The 18,009-nt window shown below is 47.8% G+C and carries 16 protein-coding genes; 10 read left to right on the top strand and 6 right to left on the bottom strand.

Annotated features, from left to right (window positions below; translation table 11 throughout):
* Positions 1–51: 51 nt before the first annotated feature.
* The 4 genes from uxaC to RH89_RS16115 are packed head-to-tail and all read right to left on the bottom strand — an operon-like array spanning position 52 to position 4,827.
* Entirely contained in the window at positions 52–1,464 is a 1,413-nt protein-coding gene (uxaC, locus tag RH89_RS16130; RefSeq protein WP_004404205.1) for a glucuronate isomerase, read from the bottom strand.
* A gap of 12 nt (positions 1,465–1,476) precedes the next feature.
* Positions 1,477–2,946: a mannitol dehydrogenase family protein gene (locus tag RH89_RS16125; protein ID WP_004404202.1), complete on the bottom strand. Its 1,470-nt coding sequence runs from the start codon at positions 2,944–2,946 to the stop codon at positions 1,477–1,479.
* Positions 2,947–2,999: 53 nt separating this feature from the next.
* Entirely contained in the window at positions 3,000–4,301 is a 1,302-nt protein-coding gene (locus RH89_RS16120) for a TRAP transporter large permease (RefSeq protein WP_004404200.1), read from the bottom strand.
* Positions 4,302–4,314: 13 nt separating this feature from the next.
* The gene (locus RH89_RS16115) at positions 4,315–4,827 is read right to left on the bottom strand and encodes a TRAP transporter small permease (RefSeq protein ID WP_004404196.1); all 513 of its coding nucleotides are present in this window, start codon (positions 4,825–4,827) and stop codon (positions 4,315–4,317) included.
* Positions 4,828–5,148: 321 nt separating this feature from the next.
* On the opposite strand from RH89_RS16115, the gene RH89_RS16110 reads away from it, so the two are divergent.
* From RH89_RS16110 to uxuA, 3 genes are all read left to right on the top strand, one after another.
* Positions 5,149–6,132 (top strand): TRAP transporter substrate-binding protein, encoded by a 984-nt coding sequence (locus RH89_RS16110; RefSeq protein ID WP_004404195.1) that lies wholly within the window; start codon positions 5,149–5,151, stop codon positions 6,130–6,132.
* A 98-nt stretch (positions 6,133–6,230) separates the two neighbouring features.
* Entirely contained in the window at positions 6,231–7,022 is a 792-nt protein-coding gene (locus RH89_RS16105; protein WP_038146334.1) for an FCD domain-containing protein, read from the top strand.
* A 104-nt stretch (positions 7,023–7,126) separates the two neighbouring features.
* On the top strand, positions 7,127–8,311 hold the full coding sequence (gene uxuA, locus RH89_RS16100) for a mannonate dehydratase (RefSeq protein WP_004404190.1): 1,185 nt from the start codon (positions 7,127–7,129) through the stop codon (positions 8,309–8,311).
* A 74-nt stretch (positions 8,312–8,385) separates the two neighbouring features.
* Here uxuA and RH89_RS16095 read toward each other — a convergent pair whose 3' ends face one another.
* Positions 8,386–9,189 (bottom strand): phytanoyl-CoA dioxygenase family protein, encoded by an 804-nt coding sequence (locus RH89_RS16095; RefSeq protein WP_004404188.1) that lies wholly within the window; start codon positions 9,187–9,189, stop codon positions 8,386–8,388.
* Positions 9,190–9,297: 108 nt separating this feature from the next.
* Here RH89_RS16095 and RH89_RS16090 point away from each other — a divergent pair, with 108 nt between their 5' ends.
* The 7 genes from RH89_RS16090 (at position 9,298) to RH89_RS16060 (ending at position 17,113) form a co-directional block, all read left to right on the top strand.
* Positions 9,298–10,071 carry a helix-turn-helix transcriptional regulator gene (locus tag RH89_RS16090; RefSeq protein ID WP_004404182.1) on the top strand — a complete coding sequence of 258 codons (774 nt, stop codon included), beginning with the start codon at positions 9,298–9,300 and terminating at the stop codon, positions 10,069–10,071.
* A 408-nt stretch (positions 10,072–10,479) separates the two neighbouring features.
* Positions 10,480–11,730 (top strand): ABC transporter substrate-binding protein, encoded by a 1,251-nt coding sequence (locus RH89_RS16085; RefSeq protein WP_004404174.1) that lies wholly within the window; start codon positions 10,480–10,482, stop codon positions 11,728–11,730.
* Between the two features lie 25 nt (positions 11,731–11,755).
* The gene (locus tag RH89_RS16080; protein WP_004404173.1) at positions 11,756–12,745 is read left to right on the top strand and encodes a carbohydrate ABC transporter permease; all 990 of its coding nucleotides are present in this window, start codon (positions 11,756–11,758) and stop codon (positions 12,743–12,745) included.
* On the top strand, positions 12,745–13,839 hold the full coding sequence (locus RH89_RS16075; RefSeq protein WP_004404172.1) for a carbohydrate ABC transporter permease: 1,095 nt from the start codon (positions 12,745–12,747) through the stop codon (positions 13,837–13,839). Before RH89_RS16080 ends, RH89_RS16075 begins: the two co-directional genes overlap by 1 nt.
* A gap of 19 nt (positions 13,840–13,858) precedes the next feature.
* The gene (locus tag RH89_RS16070; RefSeq protein ID WP_004404171.1) at positions 13,859–14,974 is read left to right on the top strand and encodes an ABC transporter ATP-binding protein; all 1,116 of its coding nucleotides are present in this window, start codon (positions 13,859–13,861) and stop codon (positions 14,972–14,974) included.
* Between the two features lie 47 nt (positions 14,975–15,021).
* The gene (locus RH89_RS16065; RefSeq protein WP_004404170.1) at positions 15,022–16,038 is read left to right on the top strand and encodes a Gfo/Idh/MocA family protein; all 1,017 of its coding nucleotides are present in this window, start codon (positions 15,022–15,024) and stop codon (positions 16,036–16,038) included.
* Between the two features lies 1 nt (position 16,039).
* Positions 16,040–17,113, top strand: a complete 1,074-nt coding sequence (locus RH89_RS16060; RefSeq protein ID WP_004404169.1) for a Gfo/Idh/MocA family protein — start codon at positions 16,040–16,042, stop codon at positions 17,111–17,113.
* A gap of 2 nt (positions 17,114–17,115) precedes the next feature.
* Here the strand turns inward: RH89_RS16060 and RH89_RS16055 are convergent, their stop codons facing one another.
* Positions 17,116–17,799, bottom strand: a complete 684-nt coding sequence (locus RH89_RS16055; protein ID WP_004404168.1) for a GntR family transcriptional regulator — start codon at positions 17,797–17,799, stop codon at positions 17,116–17,118.
* Between the last annotated feature and the right edge of the window lie 210 nt (positions 17,800–18,009).

Below are 18,009 nucleotides of genomic sequence, written 5' to 3'. Positions count from 1 at the left end.
TAGCCTCAGCTTTGGAATGCAAAACGTCTGAGTGTATGGGGCTTGTAGACCCTATTCACGACACTCAAAAAAGCGTTTTGCGTTGCCAAAACAGATATCCTCAACCATAGCACCCAGCAGTGAAGTATCGTTTGGTACTTCACCGTTTTCTGCCCAGCGCCCTATCATGTCGCACAGAATGCGTCGGAAATATTCATGGCGAGTGTAAGACAGAAAGCTGCGTGAGTCGGTCAGCATTCCCACAAACTGACTGAGTAACCCGAGTTGAGAAAGCTGTTCAAGCTGGCGCTGCATACCGTCTTTCTGGTCATTGAACCACCAGCCCGATCCAAATTGCACTTTTCCCGCGATGCCTCCTCCTTGAAAGTTGCCAATCATGGTCGCCACCATTTCATTGTCCCTCGGGTTCAAACAATAAAGAATGGTTCGGGGAAGCTGGTCAGATTTATCCATTTCATCCAACAGGCGAGCTAATTCAAATGCGTACGGGCGGTCTCCAATGGAGTCAAACCCTGCATCTGCTCCCAGCAAATGAAACATTCGGGTATTGTTGTTTCGCTGAGCCCCAATGTGCATCTGCATTACCCAACCTAACTCGGCATAGCGTTTGCCAAGCCAGACCTGAACCGCAGTAGAAAACTGAGCACTCTCTAACTCGGTGGGGATGTCGCCATTCAGACGACGAGCCAGCAACGCATCCAAGTCTGACTCCGAAGGAATATGCGCAAACCGAACCACTTCAATGCCATGATCCGCGGCTCGGCAACCGTGCCGGTCAAAGTGTGCCAGACGTATATCAAGTGCTTTCAGCAAGTCATTAAAACGGTGAATTTCAATATCGGATGCTTCTCCCAATGCTTGCAGATAATCAGAAAACCCTTCCTGCTCTAGTTTAAACGCCCTGTCTGGCCGCCAGCTTGGTAACACCTTAATATCGAATGTGTCGTCCTTAGCAATCGCCAAATGGTGCTCCAGAGAATCAACGGGGTCGTCTGTCGTCCCCACCATTTCTACCTTCATTTGCTGCATAATGCCCCGAGCCGAAAATTCTGGCGTGCTTAACAGCGAATTGCCCTGTTGCCAGATCTCATCCGCAGTTTCTGGGCTAAGCAGCACGTCAGTTATCCCAAATGGACGACGCAATTCTAAATGTGTCCAGTGATACAAAGGGTTGCCCAGCGTCTTAGGAACGGTTTTTGCCCATGCCAAATACTTGTCGTAATCACTGGCTTTACCCGTAATAAAATGCTCTTCAATCCCCGCGGTGCGCATGGCACGCCATTTATAATGGTCGCCTTCCAGCCAGATTTGGGAAAGATTGCCAAACTGCCGGTTTTCGGCAATATCCGCTGGGTTTAGGTGGCAGTGATAATCGTAGATAGGCTGATGAGAAGCGTAGTCATGATACAACCGACGCGCCGTTTCATTCGAAAGTAAAAAGTCTTCACACAGAAAATTTTTCATATTGGCTTCCTTTTATCTCACCAATGCCTGAACCGTCATACGAGCACCGTTATCCAGCAAAGATTGATAGGCAGAACTGACTGCATCAATCAGCTTCGGATTTTTCCCAATGTCAGGAGAGAAAATCGTGTCGATGTCGAGCAGTGCAGGCACCACTGACGGATTCAGCCCGTGATGATCACAGATCTGTCTGAGGGTATCTGCCATCGGGTCCTTCACATCAATCAAACGCCCCTGCTCATCCACGCCAGACACATATCGCATCCAACCTGCAATTGCGGTTGCCAGCCAGGAGAACTCCGATCCTTGATTTAGATGAAACTGCAAACTGCCACCCCAGCGCTGCGGAATTTTCTGGCTTCCATCCATCGCGATTTGCCAGGTCTGGTGTTTGAGGTTTGGGTTGGAAAAACGCTCAATCAAACGATTAGCGTAACCCTCTATATCTGTGCCTTCCGGCATGTTCAAGGAAGGAGACTGCGCGAGCATCATTAAGTCGAGCACCACCTGCCGGAAATTTGAATCTGCTATCGCATCCGAGATGTACTTATAACCGGACAGATACCCCAAATACGCCAGAAACGAATGGCTGCCGTTAAGCATACGCAGTTTCATTTCTTCGTAAGGCAATACATCTTCAACAAACTCTGCGCCAGCCAGATCCCAGTCCGGTCTTCCAGCCACGAAATCATCTTCAATGACCCACTGTCGGAAAGGTTCACAGGCAATGGCACAGGGGTCATTGCAACCCAACTGTTCGGTTATTTCTGCCAGAGTATCTTCTGTTGCAGCAGGAACTATCCGATCGACCATGGTACAGGGGAACGAGACATTCTCTCGGATCCAGTTACTCAGCTCTGGATCGAGTAACCGGGCAAATTCAAGAACCGCCGCCTTGGCGACCCGACCGTTTTCCTGCATGTTGTCGCAAGACAATACAGTAAACGATCCAAGCCCTTTTTCGCGCCGGATACTCAGTGCCTGAACAATGTAGCCAATCGCCGATTTGGGGGTTGAGGGGCTGGTGAGATCTTCCAACACCGCAGGGTTGTTTCTGTCCAGAGTGCCCGTCGCCGGGTCCACACAGTACCCCTTCTCGGTAATGGTCAATGAAACGATCGCCACTTGGGACTCACACATTTTGTCTATCACCGCCTGAATACCATCCAGCTTGGGGTGAAGAGATTCCGTCACAGACTTGATGACTTTCACTTCTGTCGTCTGTGCCCCTTTTTCCTGCACGGTGAATAGGTGGTCCTGCTCGCGCAACGCTTGCGTAAACTCTGCGCCGCTAAAGAGCTTAACGGCACAAATGCCCCAATCCGAACCCGATTTACTGAGCATTTCGTCGGTATAAAGTGCCTGATGCGCTCGATGAAACGCACCGAAACCAATATGAACAATACGGCTTTGGAGAGCAGAGCGGTCATAATCTGGCACCTGAACGTGCTCTTTGAGAGTTGAATTGGAAATCGTCTTCATTGATGTATTCCTTTTACCGAAGGTAAACCTACGGGTGTTTATCTCTTTAAGAATTAATAGTTAAGAATCAGCCTAGGTAGAAACAGGCTTAGCTCAGGAACAAAGGTGACTGCCATTAACGCTGCCACTAGCGCAACGTAGAAAGGAAGCAACGGCTTAATAATCTTATCGATGGAAATGTTTGCCACAGAACAACCGATAAAGAGTGCGCTCCCAACTGGTGGCGTACAGATGCCAATAGCTAGGTTAAAGGTCATCATGATGCCGAAATGAACCGGATCGATTCCCATATCCAACGCGATAGGTAAAAAGATGGGTGTAAAAATTAGAATCGCGGGGGTCATGTCCATGAAGATCCCAACTATCAGTAAGATGATGTTGATGATCAGCAGAATCATGAGTGGGTTATCGGAAATCGCCAGAAGTGCATCTGCAATCATGTAAGGAATATCAGCGTTTGCCATCGCCCACGACATCCCCATCGAAGCACCAACCAGTAGCAACACGATAGAGGTCGTCACCGCGGATTCCAGTATGATCCCAGGAATATCGCGCCACCTGACTTCACGATAGATCAATACGGCAAGAATGAATGTATAGACCACCGCGATAGCGGATGCTTCCGTTGCAGTGAAAATACCGCCTATGATCCCGCCCATGATGATCATGATAAGTGCCAGAGAAGGAGCGGCTTTTAAGAACGTATCCCAAATTATCGCCAGTGACGGTCGCTGCGAAAGAGGGTAGCCGCGGCGCTTCGCGATAATACCCGCCACCACCATAATGCTAAGCCCCATCAGAATACCGGGGATGTAACCGGCCAGAAAAAGAGCGGCGATAGATGTACCGCCTGACACTAATGAAAATACAATTAAGGTGTTACTTGGTGGGATTAACAAGCCCGAAGGACACGAGGTGATATTGACTGCTGCCGAGAAGTTCTCATCGTAGCCATCTTTTTTCTGCAGCGGAGACATAGTGCCCCCCACTGCTGCGGCCGAAGCCACCGCTGAACCTGAAATCGAACCAAACATCATGTTCGCCATCACGTTTACGTGTGCAAGAGAACCAGGTAGGCGACCACCTAACACTTTCGCAAAATTTATCAGGCGCAGAGCAATGCCGCCTTGGTTCATGATGTTTCCTGCCAGGATAAAGAACGGGATGGCTAACAGAGCAAAGTTATCTAAGCCTGCGGCCATGCGTTGTGCCACCACTGCAATAGCCGGTTCTAGCGGTAGGCTCATTAAAATGGTGGCTAATGAAGATAAACCGATAGCGAAAGAAATTGGCACACCAATCGCCAAAAGAACTGCGAAGCTACCAAATAAGGTAAGAATTACTTGCCATTCCATTGAGACCTCCTTGTTAATCCGTTTGGTTGTCAGTAAGTAGTACTTCGCCAGACTTCAATTGTCTGATGCGATCAGAAGCAAACACGACCGAATAGAAGATCATCAGTACGCCGCTAATAGGAAGGCAGAAGTAGATGTAGCCCATTTTTAAACCAAGCGCTGGTGTCACCTGACCAGTCGCCAGAGTTTTCAATGCCAGTTGAAGCCCTCCATGTACTAGAACCACGTAAGAGAAAAGCGCAATGGCAATCTGAATAACGATTTCATTAATCAGCTTTCGTTTTCCTTGCAGCTTCATCGTCAGTAAGTCGATAGCCAGATGGCGTTTAAGACCTGTGGTGTATGCCGCGCCAATGAGTGCGACCCACATAAAAAGGTAACGGGCAAGTTCATCCGTTATGGTGCTTGGTTTGCCAATTACGTATCGGGACAGTACTTGCCAGACAACGCAAAAGACGAGGAAAGTCGACAGGGAAATGGTAAAGATACCCAGCCCCCTGTTGATGCATTTGACCAATTTATTCATTTTGCTTTCCTTCTAGTGAATGACTGTATCCTACAGAAATTGGTGTACCAATAACTATCACCTGCTTATACACAAGGGTAGTCAACGACAATGCCTTTTCCGGGTAGATTATAATTTAGACAATACGCTTGTCACGTGCGTCGATTCACAAAAATATTGGTTGACCAATAAAACCCTACTAATTGTGATATTGGTCAACCAATGTGATATTTTGCTTTGACAGGTCGCTTTTTAAGCACCAATAATGATTTCGGAACAGGAAATGTTGCCCAAAAACAAATTCCCCCTACATATTGGGCAACCAGTCAATGGAGTATGAAAATGATGAAACATAAGATCCTTTTAAGCACAGCAGCAGGTGCTGTCGTCGCTTTTGGTACAGCTTTCTCTGCTTACGCTGCGACCACTTTGAAACTAAGCCATAATCACCCCCGTGACCATGCTGTACATAAAGCAATGGATCTTATGGCGAAAGAAGTTCGGGAAATGACAGATGGGGAAGTACGCATTCGTATATACCCAGATGCGCAGTTAGGTACACAACGCGAATCAATGGAGCTGATGCAGAATGGGGCTCTGGACATGGTGAAGAGTAATGCTGCTGAGTTGGAAGCGTTCTCTCCCGCCTACTCAGCCTTCAATATGCCTTACCTATTCCGAGATAAAAACCACTACTACAAAGTCACCGACGGCGCGGTAGGGCGAGAAATTCTAAACTCTTCTGCGGATAGTGGCTTCGTTGGTGTCACCTACTACGATGCAGGTGCACGCAGCTTCTACACCAACAAACCAATCAATACACCTGCCGATCTAAAAGGTCTTAAGGTACGCGTGCAGCCAAGCCCGTCAGCGATTGCAATGGTTAAAGCACTGGGTGGTAACCCAACACCTCTTGCATACGGTGAACTGTATACGGCATTACAGCAAGGTGTTGTCGATGCCGCGGAAAACAACATCCCGTCATTTAGCCTGAGCCGCCACAGTGAAGTGGCTAAGTACTACAGCCTGGACGAACACACCATGGTGCCAGACGTGTTGGTTATCTCTACCAAAAGTCTGGATAAACTGACACCAGAGCAACAAAAGGCACTGGCTGATGCAGCCGCCATCTCTTCTGAATATATGAAGAAGCTATGGGCAGAGTCTGAAGCGAAAGAGCTGGCGAAAGCGAATAAGATTGGCGTTACGTTTGTAGAGCCAGACAAAGCCCCATTTGTTGCAGCCGTTCAATCCATGTACACAGACATAGAAAAGAACAATCCTGAATTACATAAACTGGTTGAGCAAATCAAAGCAGTGCAGTAATTCACAGGGTTAATAGCCATAAAAACAAGGGTTGCCACATTCTGGCACGAAGAGGTTGACCAATTTTCATTGGTCGTTATGATGGCGAAATAAGTGAGTTGGAATATAGCGATAATATCATCATGATGCTTTTTGAACCGAAAAGACCGTATCAAGAAACTGGTTTAGTCTTAAGACAAGAACTGATCGAAGGTCACTACAAAGTAGGAGACCGGTTACCACCTGAACGCGATATTGCAGAACGTCTCGACGTCAGCCGTACAGTTGTACGTGAAGCAATCATCATGCTCGAGCTTGAAAATCTGGTTGAGGTGAAAAAAGGCTCTGGTGTATACGTTATCGATATTCCATCTCAGCCAAGCTCCCGAGAGAATGCGATCAGCGATGACGCTGGTCCATTCGAAATGCTCCAGGCTCGTCAATTGCTGGAAAGTAATATTGCCGAGTTTGCAGCAACACAAGTTACCCCTAATGACATCGTAAAAATGCGAGCCGCTCTCGAACTGGAACGAGAGGAACTGGCAACGGGTGCGAAGGAACACAGTGGTGATGAAAAGTTTCATATGTGCATAGCAGAAGCCACTCAAAACTCTGTGTTGGTGGATATGCTGAAACAATCTTGGGAACGACGCGAAAACAGCCCGATGTGGAAGAAACTTCATTCTCACATCGTAGGTCAAGACTACCGACAAGAGTGGTTAGACGATCACGCCAAAATCCTCGCTACATTACAGCGTAAAGATCCTATTGCAGCCAAAAGTGCCATGTGGCAACACCTTGAAAATGTCAAACATCGCCTGTTAGAGCTGTCCGACATTGATGACCCTGATTTTGATGGCTACTTGTTCAGTTCCAATCCGGTTATATCACTGAACACAAAGAAAGATTGAGGGGAAGCCCAAGATCCCAATCAAAACGATAACGCGTTGTAAAACGCATTTTTTCACCAGGTAGAAAAGGATTAAAAGCTACGTGAGCATAAGAGGTTAATTCCATGGAACAAACTTGGCGGTGGTACGGGCCTAACGACCCTGTGTCACTGGACGATATTCGTCAGGCGGGAGCGACAGGGATAGTGAATGCCCTGCACCACATCCCGAATGGAGAAATATGGTCCAAAGAGGAGATATTAAAACGTAAAGCGATCATCGAAGAAAAAGGTCTTACCTGGTCAGTGGTTGAAAGCGTGCCCGTCCACGAAGAAATCAAAACTCAGACCGGAGATTTCCAGCTGTGGATTGATAACTACAAACAAACGTTACGCAATCTTGTGGAGTGTGGTATCGACACCGTCTGCTACAACTTTATGCCAGTACTAGACTGGACAAGGACCGATCTTGAATATGAAATGCCTGATGGTTCAAAAGCTCTGCGCTTCGACCAGATAGCATTTGCCGCTTTCGAGCTTCACATCCTCAAGCGTTCAGGCGCTGCAGAAGAATACACCAGCAATGAACAGGCGCAGGCACTCGATTATTTTAATCAAATGACTGAAGCCGAGATTCAGAAGCTAACCAACAACATCATTGCAGGGTTACCCGGAACAGAAGAAGGGTACACACTTACTGACTTGCAGGCTAAGTTAGACCGTTATGAGGGAATCAGCAAAGACAAGTTGCGCGAGCACTTGGCTTACTTCCTCTCACAGGTGATCCCTGTGTGTGAGACTCACGGCTTGAAGCTGGCGATTCACCCTGATGATCCCCCGCGTCCTATTCTTGGTTTACCAAGAATCGTGTCCACCCTGGAGGACATCGACTGGCTGGTGAATGAAATTCCAAGCAAGATGAACGGGTTGACCATGTGCACCGGATCTTATGGTGTGCGAGGTGACAATGATTTGGTGAAGATGATCAAAAAGCACGGTAGCCGAATCTTCTTTACTCATTTACGCTCAACGCAGCGAGAGGAAAGTAACCCACAAACGTTTCATGAGTCAGCACATCTCGGTGGTGACGTGGACATGTACAACGTGGTGAAGGCCATTCTGGGAGAAGAGCATCGCCGAGCCCAACAAGGCGATCACCGTTTAATTCCGATGCGCCCGGATCACGGTCATCAGATGTTAGACGATCTCAAAAAGAAGGTTAATCCCGGCTATTCTGCCATTGGTCGCTTAAAAGGACTGGCAGAAGTAAGGGGCTTAGAAATGGGTCTGAAACGGGCATTCTTTGAATAATGCTTCCTTAGAGTCAACGACAAAAGCCGCTATATCTATATAGCGGCTTTTGTCGTTGAGGCTATATAAAGGTGTTAACCGTCGTCAGGTTCGGTTGCCATTTCAATGGCTTGAACTGGTGTCGTATGCCAGCGATTGGCACCTTTTAGTGGGCGTTTGGGTTGTCCATCCCATGTAGCTTGAGTATCTTCGTGATGAAATTGAACCGAATAACCAACGCGAGGTTCCTCGGTAACGTTTTTACCGCTACCATGAACCGTAATTCGGGAAAACGCCACAGCATCCCCCGCCCTCATTCTTACAGGCAGGTAGTTTTTGGGTTCGTAGGCAATACGTCTGTGATGATCCCCCTGACCAACATTCTCAGATGCAAAAGTGCCATCCAAATGAGTCCTTGGCTCAATACACAGACATCCGTTTTCAGGAACCATATCCACCAGCGCAAACCAGATGTTCACTCCATGCATTCCATTTTCAAATGTGGTGTAGTTGTTGTCCTGATGAAAGTGAAACTCTCCCCCACCCCGGGCACTTTTTACTGCGGTAAAGGGCATATATAGATGAGCAATGCCCCCAAGAAGAGACGCTGCAATTGAGTTGAGTTTAGGGCTATTCACAAAAGAATCTATGGGCGATCCCGCCAGATATTGCGATGTCTGAATGAGCTTATGCGATGTATCACTGGCTTGGCTCAAATCTTGTGACTGTGTTCCGAGCTCTTTTACAACATTAAGAATATCGTTGCGTATGCTGCTCACAAATTCAGGTTTAAGTAGATTGGGTAAAAGCAACCAGCCTTCACTTTTGTAAAATTCAATCTCTTCCGGGCTAAGTTCTAAGGGCGATATAGGATCTGATAGTTGCGAAGTGTTGCGCATGATTTTCTCCTGTCCTTGGTTATTTTCCGACCTATTAAGTTCGATCGTATCCACGCAACGTTCACAATAAAATGGACAATTGTTATCAATTTTTGTAATTTTTGCTCGATGATTAACAAAAAATTAACCTTCATGCACTGTGACCATGTCCCGCACTGTACAGGGGCGGTGGACAAGGTATTTCAGGGCTACGCCTCGATTCAGTTTATGACTTCTGGAGCGATTGACCTGTCTTACGGTAATCGCGGCTACCACCTGTCTGGAGCCTGGGTTTGGGCAGCCTGGCCAGGTCCCCATACTATTTTCCATGCCAGTCCAAAACACGGTCACTGGGATCATCGCTATCTGGCTTTTAGAGGTACTGATGTGAATAGCTGGCTCAAGTCTGGACTCTTGCCTTGCTCTCCTATTCGCATCGGTCGGATCGGAGCATTGTCACAAGACTTCGACCGAATTCTGACTTACGCCCGCCGTAACGATAAGACAGGAAAAATGGTTGCAAATCATCTTCTTGAGGCAATGCTACTGATGTTGCAGGATGGAGGATACGGACTACCAGAAAAAGATAATTTTCTCGCATTGGTAGACGACTGGTTGTTCGCACATCGTTTTGCCAAACCCGATTACGATGAACTCGCTCAAACTCTGGGTATGGGGCAGAGTACGTTGAGACGCAAATTTCGAGACGTCTCAGGGCAGTCATTACACGCACGGTTCATTGAACTTCAAATGGAAACAGCACGGCTACTGATTGCTGACCGCAGCATCGCCATTAAAGAGGTTGCTCATCGCTTGGGATTCAGTGATGTTTATTATTTTTCAAAACAGTTCCGCAAGTACGTCGGCGTTCCCCCTGCCACCTTCAGGCGCAGTATTCAATAGCTACCTACCAAGCTCTGCACTTGCAGATTTTTAGCTTCTCTTCATTAGGGGCTGTTGACCTTTCGCGGTTAAATTTTGTTCGAGCTAGAAGCGATTTAATCGCGGCGCAAGAGTTTAGCCTAGTCATTCTAAGCAAAGGTCTTGCAACAAAGAGTAAAGCGCTTCTAGCCGAACCCTTCGGGCAGCGTTTGTGTGTTTTCTTATCTTTCTAAATATATTTCCTTTTCTTTCTTTTTCATGCAGCTCATGTGCTGATCGTAATCTCATTCCTTTCTTAAATCACAAGAAACCGTCTTGACCACAACTGAAATGGTAGTATGGTAAATGTAAACAAAATGTGAATCATTTGTTTAATTCTCAGAAAAATAACGGACTGTATCTGAGGATAATGAAGAGGAAGGAACCACAATGAAACTCAGTAAATACCTTATTAAACCAGCGATTGTTACCACTTTGCTTGTTAACGCCAATGCCATTCAGGCTGGGGAAATTACCGTTATGGCACTGTCTGAGCGGTTACAGGAAATCGCAGAACGCTTTAATAAGAAACACCCAGAGCACAAGGTCACAGTTGAAACTGTACCCTACAAAACCGTGGTAGAGAGCTTGCCAGTGCAGCTTGCATCAGGAAAAGGACCTGATATCGCGCAAATCACGGACTTTGGCGGCTTAAACAAGTTTTATCTCGATATTTCCAAGTACGTAGACAAGGCTTATTTCGAACGTGAATACGGTCGTGTCCTGGATTATCTGAGAGTTGAAGGGCAGGACAATGCGATTTTCGGCTACTCAAACGGCATTTCACTTGGCGGAGCTTTTGTAAACCTGACCTTGTTTGAACAGGCAGGTATTGCCATTCCTAAAGAGGGAGCGACCTGGGACGAATGGGCGGAAGCAGCGCGTAAAGTTCGCGACAAAACCAAAGTTGGCGCAGCCATGTTTATGGACCGCTCCGGTCACCGTTTTGCCGCTCTGGCTACCAGCTACGGAGCTGAACTGGTTAACGACAAAGGCATGCCCGTTGGTGACGAAGGTCTTCGCGCAGCAGTGTCTAAATTCGTTGAATGGCATAAAGACGGAACCATGCCACTTGATTTGTGGGGGGCAGTTGGCGGTTCAACTCACCGAGAGCTGTTTTCTGAATTTGTGAATGCTCAAGCCGTGTTCTATTTCGGCGGCTCATGGCTGATTAAGAAGATGGAAAGTGAGGTGGGTGATTTCTTCGAATGGAAGGTCATTCCAACGCCATGTGGACCAGCGGCTTGCAGTTCTCAACCCGGTGGCTGGGCGACGGTAGCCCTGAAAAACACCAAAGAACCTGAACTGGTTGCGCAATTCCTGGAGTTCGCAGCGCAGCTTGAAAACGTAGAGTACGTTGGCAATACCGACAGAGAACTGCCAGCAGCAACATCACTGGTGAAAAATGGTCTGAAATACCCCGGCGCGCCGCAGAAAGTGGTTGAGTCTTTAAACATGTTCATCAGCCAGATTCCAAAGGTTGTGGACGCCAACTACCGCTACCAAGGATGGCGTTACCAGCGTGCAATGATGAACGCGCTTACTACCCGAATCAGTCAGGCGATAAATGGCGAGCTAGACGTAAACACCGCCGTTGATCGTGTGGTGTCGGATGTGAAACTTGCTATTGAATCGCAGTAAGTTCGCGGCAAAGAGGTAAGCAAATATGGCCAACTCTGGCATTGCTACTGTGTTTGGTCGCATGGCGGCCCTTCCTGCACAGTTACTTGAACCCGCAATGAGGTGGGTTCAAAAAACCATAGGGCATAAATGGATGCCCTGGTTTTTCCTTACTCCGAACCTCATCGTGATTGTTCTGTTCGCACTGGCACCTGTGTTCATTAATATCTTTTACTCGGTCACAGGCACCGACAACATATGGCCAAGTGAACGTAACTTCCTTGGTTTACAGAATTACCAAAGCATTCTGGCATGTGAGGATTATTCCGATCCAGCGACCTGTACCCGGGACCTTTTCTGGCGTGCACTACTGAACAGCGCCATTTTCGTCCCGCTTCAGGTCATCTTGATGGTGTCGGTGGCTCTTATTACCGCTGTGACATTGAACAAAAGGATTCGCGCCCGCGGTTTTTTCCGAGGCGTCTTCTTTTTTCCTGTGATGCTATCGCCCGTAGTGGTCGCTTTTACCTGGCAATGGATTCTGCAACGAAATGGCGCTCTCAACGGCATCCTGACTGAAATCGGCTTGGAACCTGTTAACTGGCTGGTCTTCCCTGACTATGCCTTTACGTGGGTCATTTTTGTCACTGTCTGGGCGCACATGGGGTTCTTCATGATCATTCTTCTGGCTGGGCTTCAGTCCATTCCAGTCGATGTTTACGAAGCAGCAAAACTTGATCGCGCCAGCCCATGGCGAGTCTTTTGGAAAATCACGGTGCCACTCCTGCGCCCAGTCCTTCTGGTGGTGTTTGTACTGGCAGTTCTGCGCTCAGTCCAGACATTTGATGAAGTGTACGTACTGACGGGAGGCGGACCCGGTTCAGCCACTCTGTTAATGGTTCAGTACATCTATGAAATCGGTTTTGCAGTGAAGCCATCGAATTATGGGCTCGCAGCTGCGGCATCTCTCATGCTGCTGATTGTGCTGCTGATATTCACGATCCTACAACTTCGAGCAACAAGGAAAACCCACTGATGTTACAGCATTCTTTACCTAAGGAACGCCGTTTTGTCGGTATAGGTTCCATACTCAAAGCCCGTCGGGGTAAACAGAAAATGCATTGGTCGGACTACGTAACCTATGGCTATCTGTTACTCGGAGTGTTCGTGATGTTGCTGCCCGTTCTCTGGGTCGTCATATCTTCGTTCAAAACACAGGGAAATCTTCTGGAGTATCCGCCAACCATTCTTCCAATGCAGACTGAAACTGTCGTCGTCGAAGGTTTTGAAAAACCTCTTCCACTGTTTGAGGTCACCGAAGAAGACGGCAGTGTCCGGGTGCTGGCTCAAATACGAAGAGTCGGTATTCGGGCACAAATGGTGGACCCGGAAAATCCAGCTGCCGGTCGGCTAATTGTTGATGTCAACAAAGCTGAACCCATACGAGGTGTGCATTTTGCGCTCGAAAACTATACCCGTCTGTTTAAGTTTGCGGGAGACAGTATTTATTCGAGCCTCTATAACTCCGTCTTCATCACGTTAGTCGCAACTGTACTGACCTTGATCTTCAACTCTATGGCTGCATTTGCCTTGTCGAAGTATCAGTTCAGGGGCAGCAATATGGCTTTGCTGATGATCTTGTCTGTATTGATGGTACCCGCAACCGTGGTGTTGGTGCCCATCTTCATGATTGTTTCAGGGCTTGGTCTCTACAACAATTTATGGGGGATCATTCTGCCTTCCATTGCCACCCCAACCGGCGTATTCCTGCTGCGTCAGTACATGCTGACGATACCGGATGAACTTCTGGATGCGGCGCGTATGGATCACGCCAGCGAGTGGCAGATCTACTGGCGAATCATGTTGCCGCTCTCGACTCCGGCACTGTCGGTTGTGGCGATATTTTCCATTATGTCGCGATGGAACGACTTTTTACTGCCACTCGTCATTTTGACCAAACCTGAGAACTTTACGCTGCAGTTAGCGCTGGCTTCCTACGAGGACGATACCGGAATTCAGTATGACTTACTGCTGGCAATGACCTGTCTGACCGCACTTCCGCTGGCTCTGGCGTTCATCTTCTTACAGCGTTTTATTACCACAGGGATCGCCTCCAGCGGCGTTAAGTAGTAAAGGAATACAACCAAGCATGGCAAATCTTGAATTAAAAAATCTCAATAAAACTTTCGACAACATTCAGGTCATTCCCAATGTGAACCTGCAAATTGAATCGGGAGAATTCGTGGTATTCGTTGGTCCTTCTGGCTGCGGAAAATCCACATTGCTGCGCATGATTGCGGGGCTGGAAACCACCTCATCAGGGGATATTTGTATCGACGACGAAAGTGTCGTTCGCAAAGCAGCGGCCGACCGCGGAGTCGCGATGGTGTTTCAGTCCTACGCTTTATATCCGCATATGACAGTTCGCAACAACCTGGCTTTCGGATTAGAAAACATTCGAATGCCCAAAGACGAAATTGAAGAAAGGGTCAACAACGCAGCCAAGCTGCTGCAAATTGATCAGCTACTGACTCGCAAACCCACGCAGCTGTCTGGCGGACAACGCCAGCGTGTCGCCATTGGCAGAGCCATTACCCGAGATCCCAAAATCTTCCTTTTTGACGAGCCTTTGTCAAACCTTGATGCGGAACTTCGGGTATTGATGCGTCTGGAGATCACCAAGCTCCATAAACGTCTGAAAAACACCATGATTTACGTAACTCACGATCAGATTGAAGCCATGACTATGGCAGACAAAATCGTGGTGCTACGCAGCGGAAATATAGAACAGATTGGCTCACCTCTTGAGCTCTATAACAACCCCAAAAACGCTTTTGTGGCTGGGTTTATAGGGTCACCACAGATGAATTTCGTAATGGGGCACGTCAGCAACATCACCGAGCAGAATTTCACTTTTACCGGAGATGATCTGAACCCTATCAGTCTTCCGCGCAATAACATGCGGCTAGAGGAAGAACAAAGAGTGAAGCTGGGAATCCGGCCTGAAGATATCGTGCATTTGGAGCCAGAAAAGCCGGGTTGGGATGCCTCCGTTCTTGTCGCAGAGCATCACGGTTCTGATAGCTACATTCACTGTGAATTTGAGACAGGTGAACCCATCCTCATCCACAAGCCAGGGCAAAGCAGCGTTAAAACGGATGACAGAGTGAGAATCACCCCTCACCCAGAGCGCTGGCGCTTGTTTGATGAGAAGGACGAAACCATTGGATACACACCACATTCAATTCCAAATAAGGCTCCTTAACGCTCTTAATCTCTCAATTTTCAAATACCAAAGTTAGGAAACTCACAATGACTAAATTCGCCGCTATAGGCATCGATCACGGACACGTATTTGATCATATCAACGGATTGGTTGAGGCGGGTGCAGAATTCGTCGGATACGATCCGCTTTCAACGACACCCGATTTAATCGAACTCATCGCAGAAACCTATCCGTCTATTCCCCAGATAGACGCGGAAACGTTACTGAAAGACAAAAGCATTGAGGTGATCAGTGTTTCTGCTGTCCCGCATAAACGAACTGACCTCGCCATCAGAGCGATGCGGGCGGGCAAAGACGTCATGCTGGATAAACCCGGCGTAACCACATTTGAACAACTGGAGCGTGCACGTGCCGCTGTAAAAGAAACAGGGCGAATGTTTTCCATTTGTTTTACTGAGCGGCACACTGTGCGAGCCGCCGTTAAGGCGGGTCATCTTGTGCAGGAGGGTAGAATTGGAAAAGTAGTACAGACGCTTGGCATTGGACCTCATCGTCTGGCAACCATGAACAAGCGCCCTGACTGGTTCTGGGACATGGAAGCAATTGGCGGCATCATCAATGACATTGCCAGCCATCAGGTCGATCAATTTCTTTATTACACTGGGTCAAGTAAGGGGGAAGTGGTTACGGCACAAGTGGGTTGCTTTGGCACTGGCGAGCATCCTGATTTTCAGGATTTTGGCGACTTTATACTGCGATCGGACAACGCAACGGGCTATGTACGCGTGGATTGGTTCACCCCTAAAGGGCTGCCATGTTGGGGAGACGGGCGACTGACCATTCTCGGGACCAAGGGTTACATTGAGCTCCGGAAATACGTCGATATTGCAGGTCGAGAGGGGGCAGACCACTTGTTTATCGTTGACGATAACGGCATGGAACACATGGATTGCTCAGGCGTACCTTTGGAGTACTTTAGAAACTTCCTCAACGATGTGCGCGACCGCACCGAAACCGCCATGAGTCAGGCGCATATCTTCGAAGTATGCCGACTTTCACTTGAAGCACAAGCCAACGCCACACGGGTAAATGGAGTTAAATAATATGAGTAAGACCTACAATGTCGCCATTGTTGGCGCAGGCATCGCCGCCCTTCACTTGACGGGATTTCGCTGGACTGATCGATTTTTCAACGTCAAAATCATGTGCACACGGGACGACCCCCGTACCGAAGGGCTAATGAAAGAATTTGACATTGAAGAGCACACAACCGATTTCGACTCCCTACTCTCTCGCGAAGATATTGATATTATCGACATCTGCACGCCACCGAATCTGCATTTTGAGATGTGCGTAAAAGCATTGCGCGCGGGTAAACACGTGATTTGCGAAAAGCCACTTTTTGGCTCGCTCTCGGAGTGCGACCAAATCGCTCAAATTGAGTGTGAAACAGGCAAAAGGCTGATGCCCATTTTCCAGTATCGTTATGGGACCGGGCTACAAAAACTGAAAATGCTGGTGGATTCGGGTTTAGCCGGAAAACCCTACATGACGACAATAGAAACTCACTGGCTGCGCGGTGCAGACTACTATGAAGTAGACTGGCGTGGGCACTGGGCAACAGAGCTTGGCGGTGGATTATTGGGGCATGCTATCCACGCTCATGACATGCTCAATTATATTCACGGACCGTGTGATCAGGTATTTGCTCACAATGCAACGTTGGTAAACGACATTGAAGTCGAAGACACATCGGTGCTCTCTGTTCGAATGAAAAATGGTTCGCTGGCCGCCTTGTCGATGACCCTTGGATCATGCGAAGAGATTTCTCGTCTGCGGTTTTGTTTCAGTAATCTGACCGCAGAAAGTATTCGCGCTCCCTACCACGTTCAGCGGGATCCGTGGACATTCATTTGCGACGATAAAGAGCATCAGAAGAAAGTCGATGACGCACTGGCAGAGTATGAAGAAAAAGAGGACGGGTATACCCGCCAATTTGAACTGTTCGCCGAGGCTCTGAATACGGGTCAGAAACCTCCGGTAACGGTTGAAGATGCGCGTACTTCAATGGAATTGGTGACAGCGGCTTATGCGTCTCAACGCACTCACTCCCCCACTGCAATGCCTATCTCAGAGAATCACCCTCTCTATGATTCTTGGCTGCCTGATAAAAAATAGTTCTATTCCGTAAAATATTCTGGGTGCGCTTTCGCAATAATAGGTAAGTCATCCAGAATCTTTCTAAGGTGTTCGCTCATTGCCTGCTTTGCGGCAACCGGATCGTGTTTCGCAATGGCTTCCACTATACGCGAATGTTGTTCAACCAGCTCTGCATGAGGAAATTCACGAGCACTGAGATAGCGCACACGATCCATATGAAGTTTGCTGTTTTGAATAAAGCTCTGGATGGATAAACGATTGACTATTGACGCCAGGGTTTTGTGAAAGAGCTCATCCAATACCATAAACCCCGGAGAGTTCTCACTTGGGAATTCAGACTGAGCGACGATCTGTTTTCTTAACTCAGCAATTTGCTCGTCACTGGCACATTGCGCTACTTCACTGACAATTTCCCCTTCCAGTGCCATACGCACAAATTGTGCGTCTTTGACTGCAGGAATAGAGATGGGCTTAACAAACGTACCACGTTGAGGTCTGACCGATAACAAACCTATATCAGCCATTTTGATGAATGCTTCACGCACCGGTTGTCTGCTTACACCAAGAAGGGTAGAAATTTCCTTTTCAGATAAACGTTCACCGGGTTTGAGCTGCATTTTCACTATCTGCTCTCGCAGAGTCGATAGTACCCATGCACCTATTGGTCCATCTTTCGCAGGTTGAACTAGGTTCAGTTCATTCATAGTGTCTCTTTTTGTTGCTGATATTCTCAGGGCTGTACGGCTTTGGAAAAATCTGGAGGCAACCTATCTCGGCATGCCATCCTTTCGTCGAAATTGTTAAGTGTCGAAGCTAAATGCCTAAGTCACTGTGACAATTTTGTTAACACCCACCTTCAACAATGTTAACCGATACCATGGGTGGCTACCACTCCAGAATGTTGGACCTGCAAG

It is taken from the genome of Vibrio nigripulchritudo ATCC 27043 (genome assembly GCF_000222685.1).
Lineage (GTDB): Bacteria > Pseudomonadota > Gammaproteobacteria > Enterobacterales > Vibrionaceae > Vibrio > Vibrio nigripulchritudo.
Note: the sequence above shows the minus strand (reverse complement) of the source record. Positions and strands in the feature narration are given on the sequence as shown.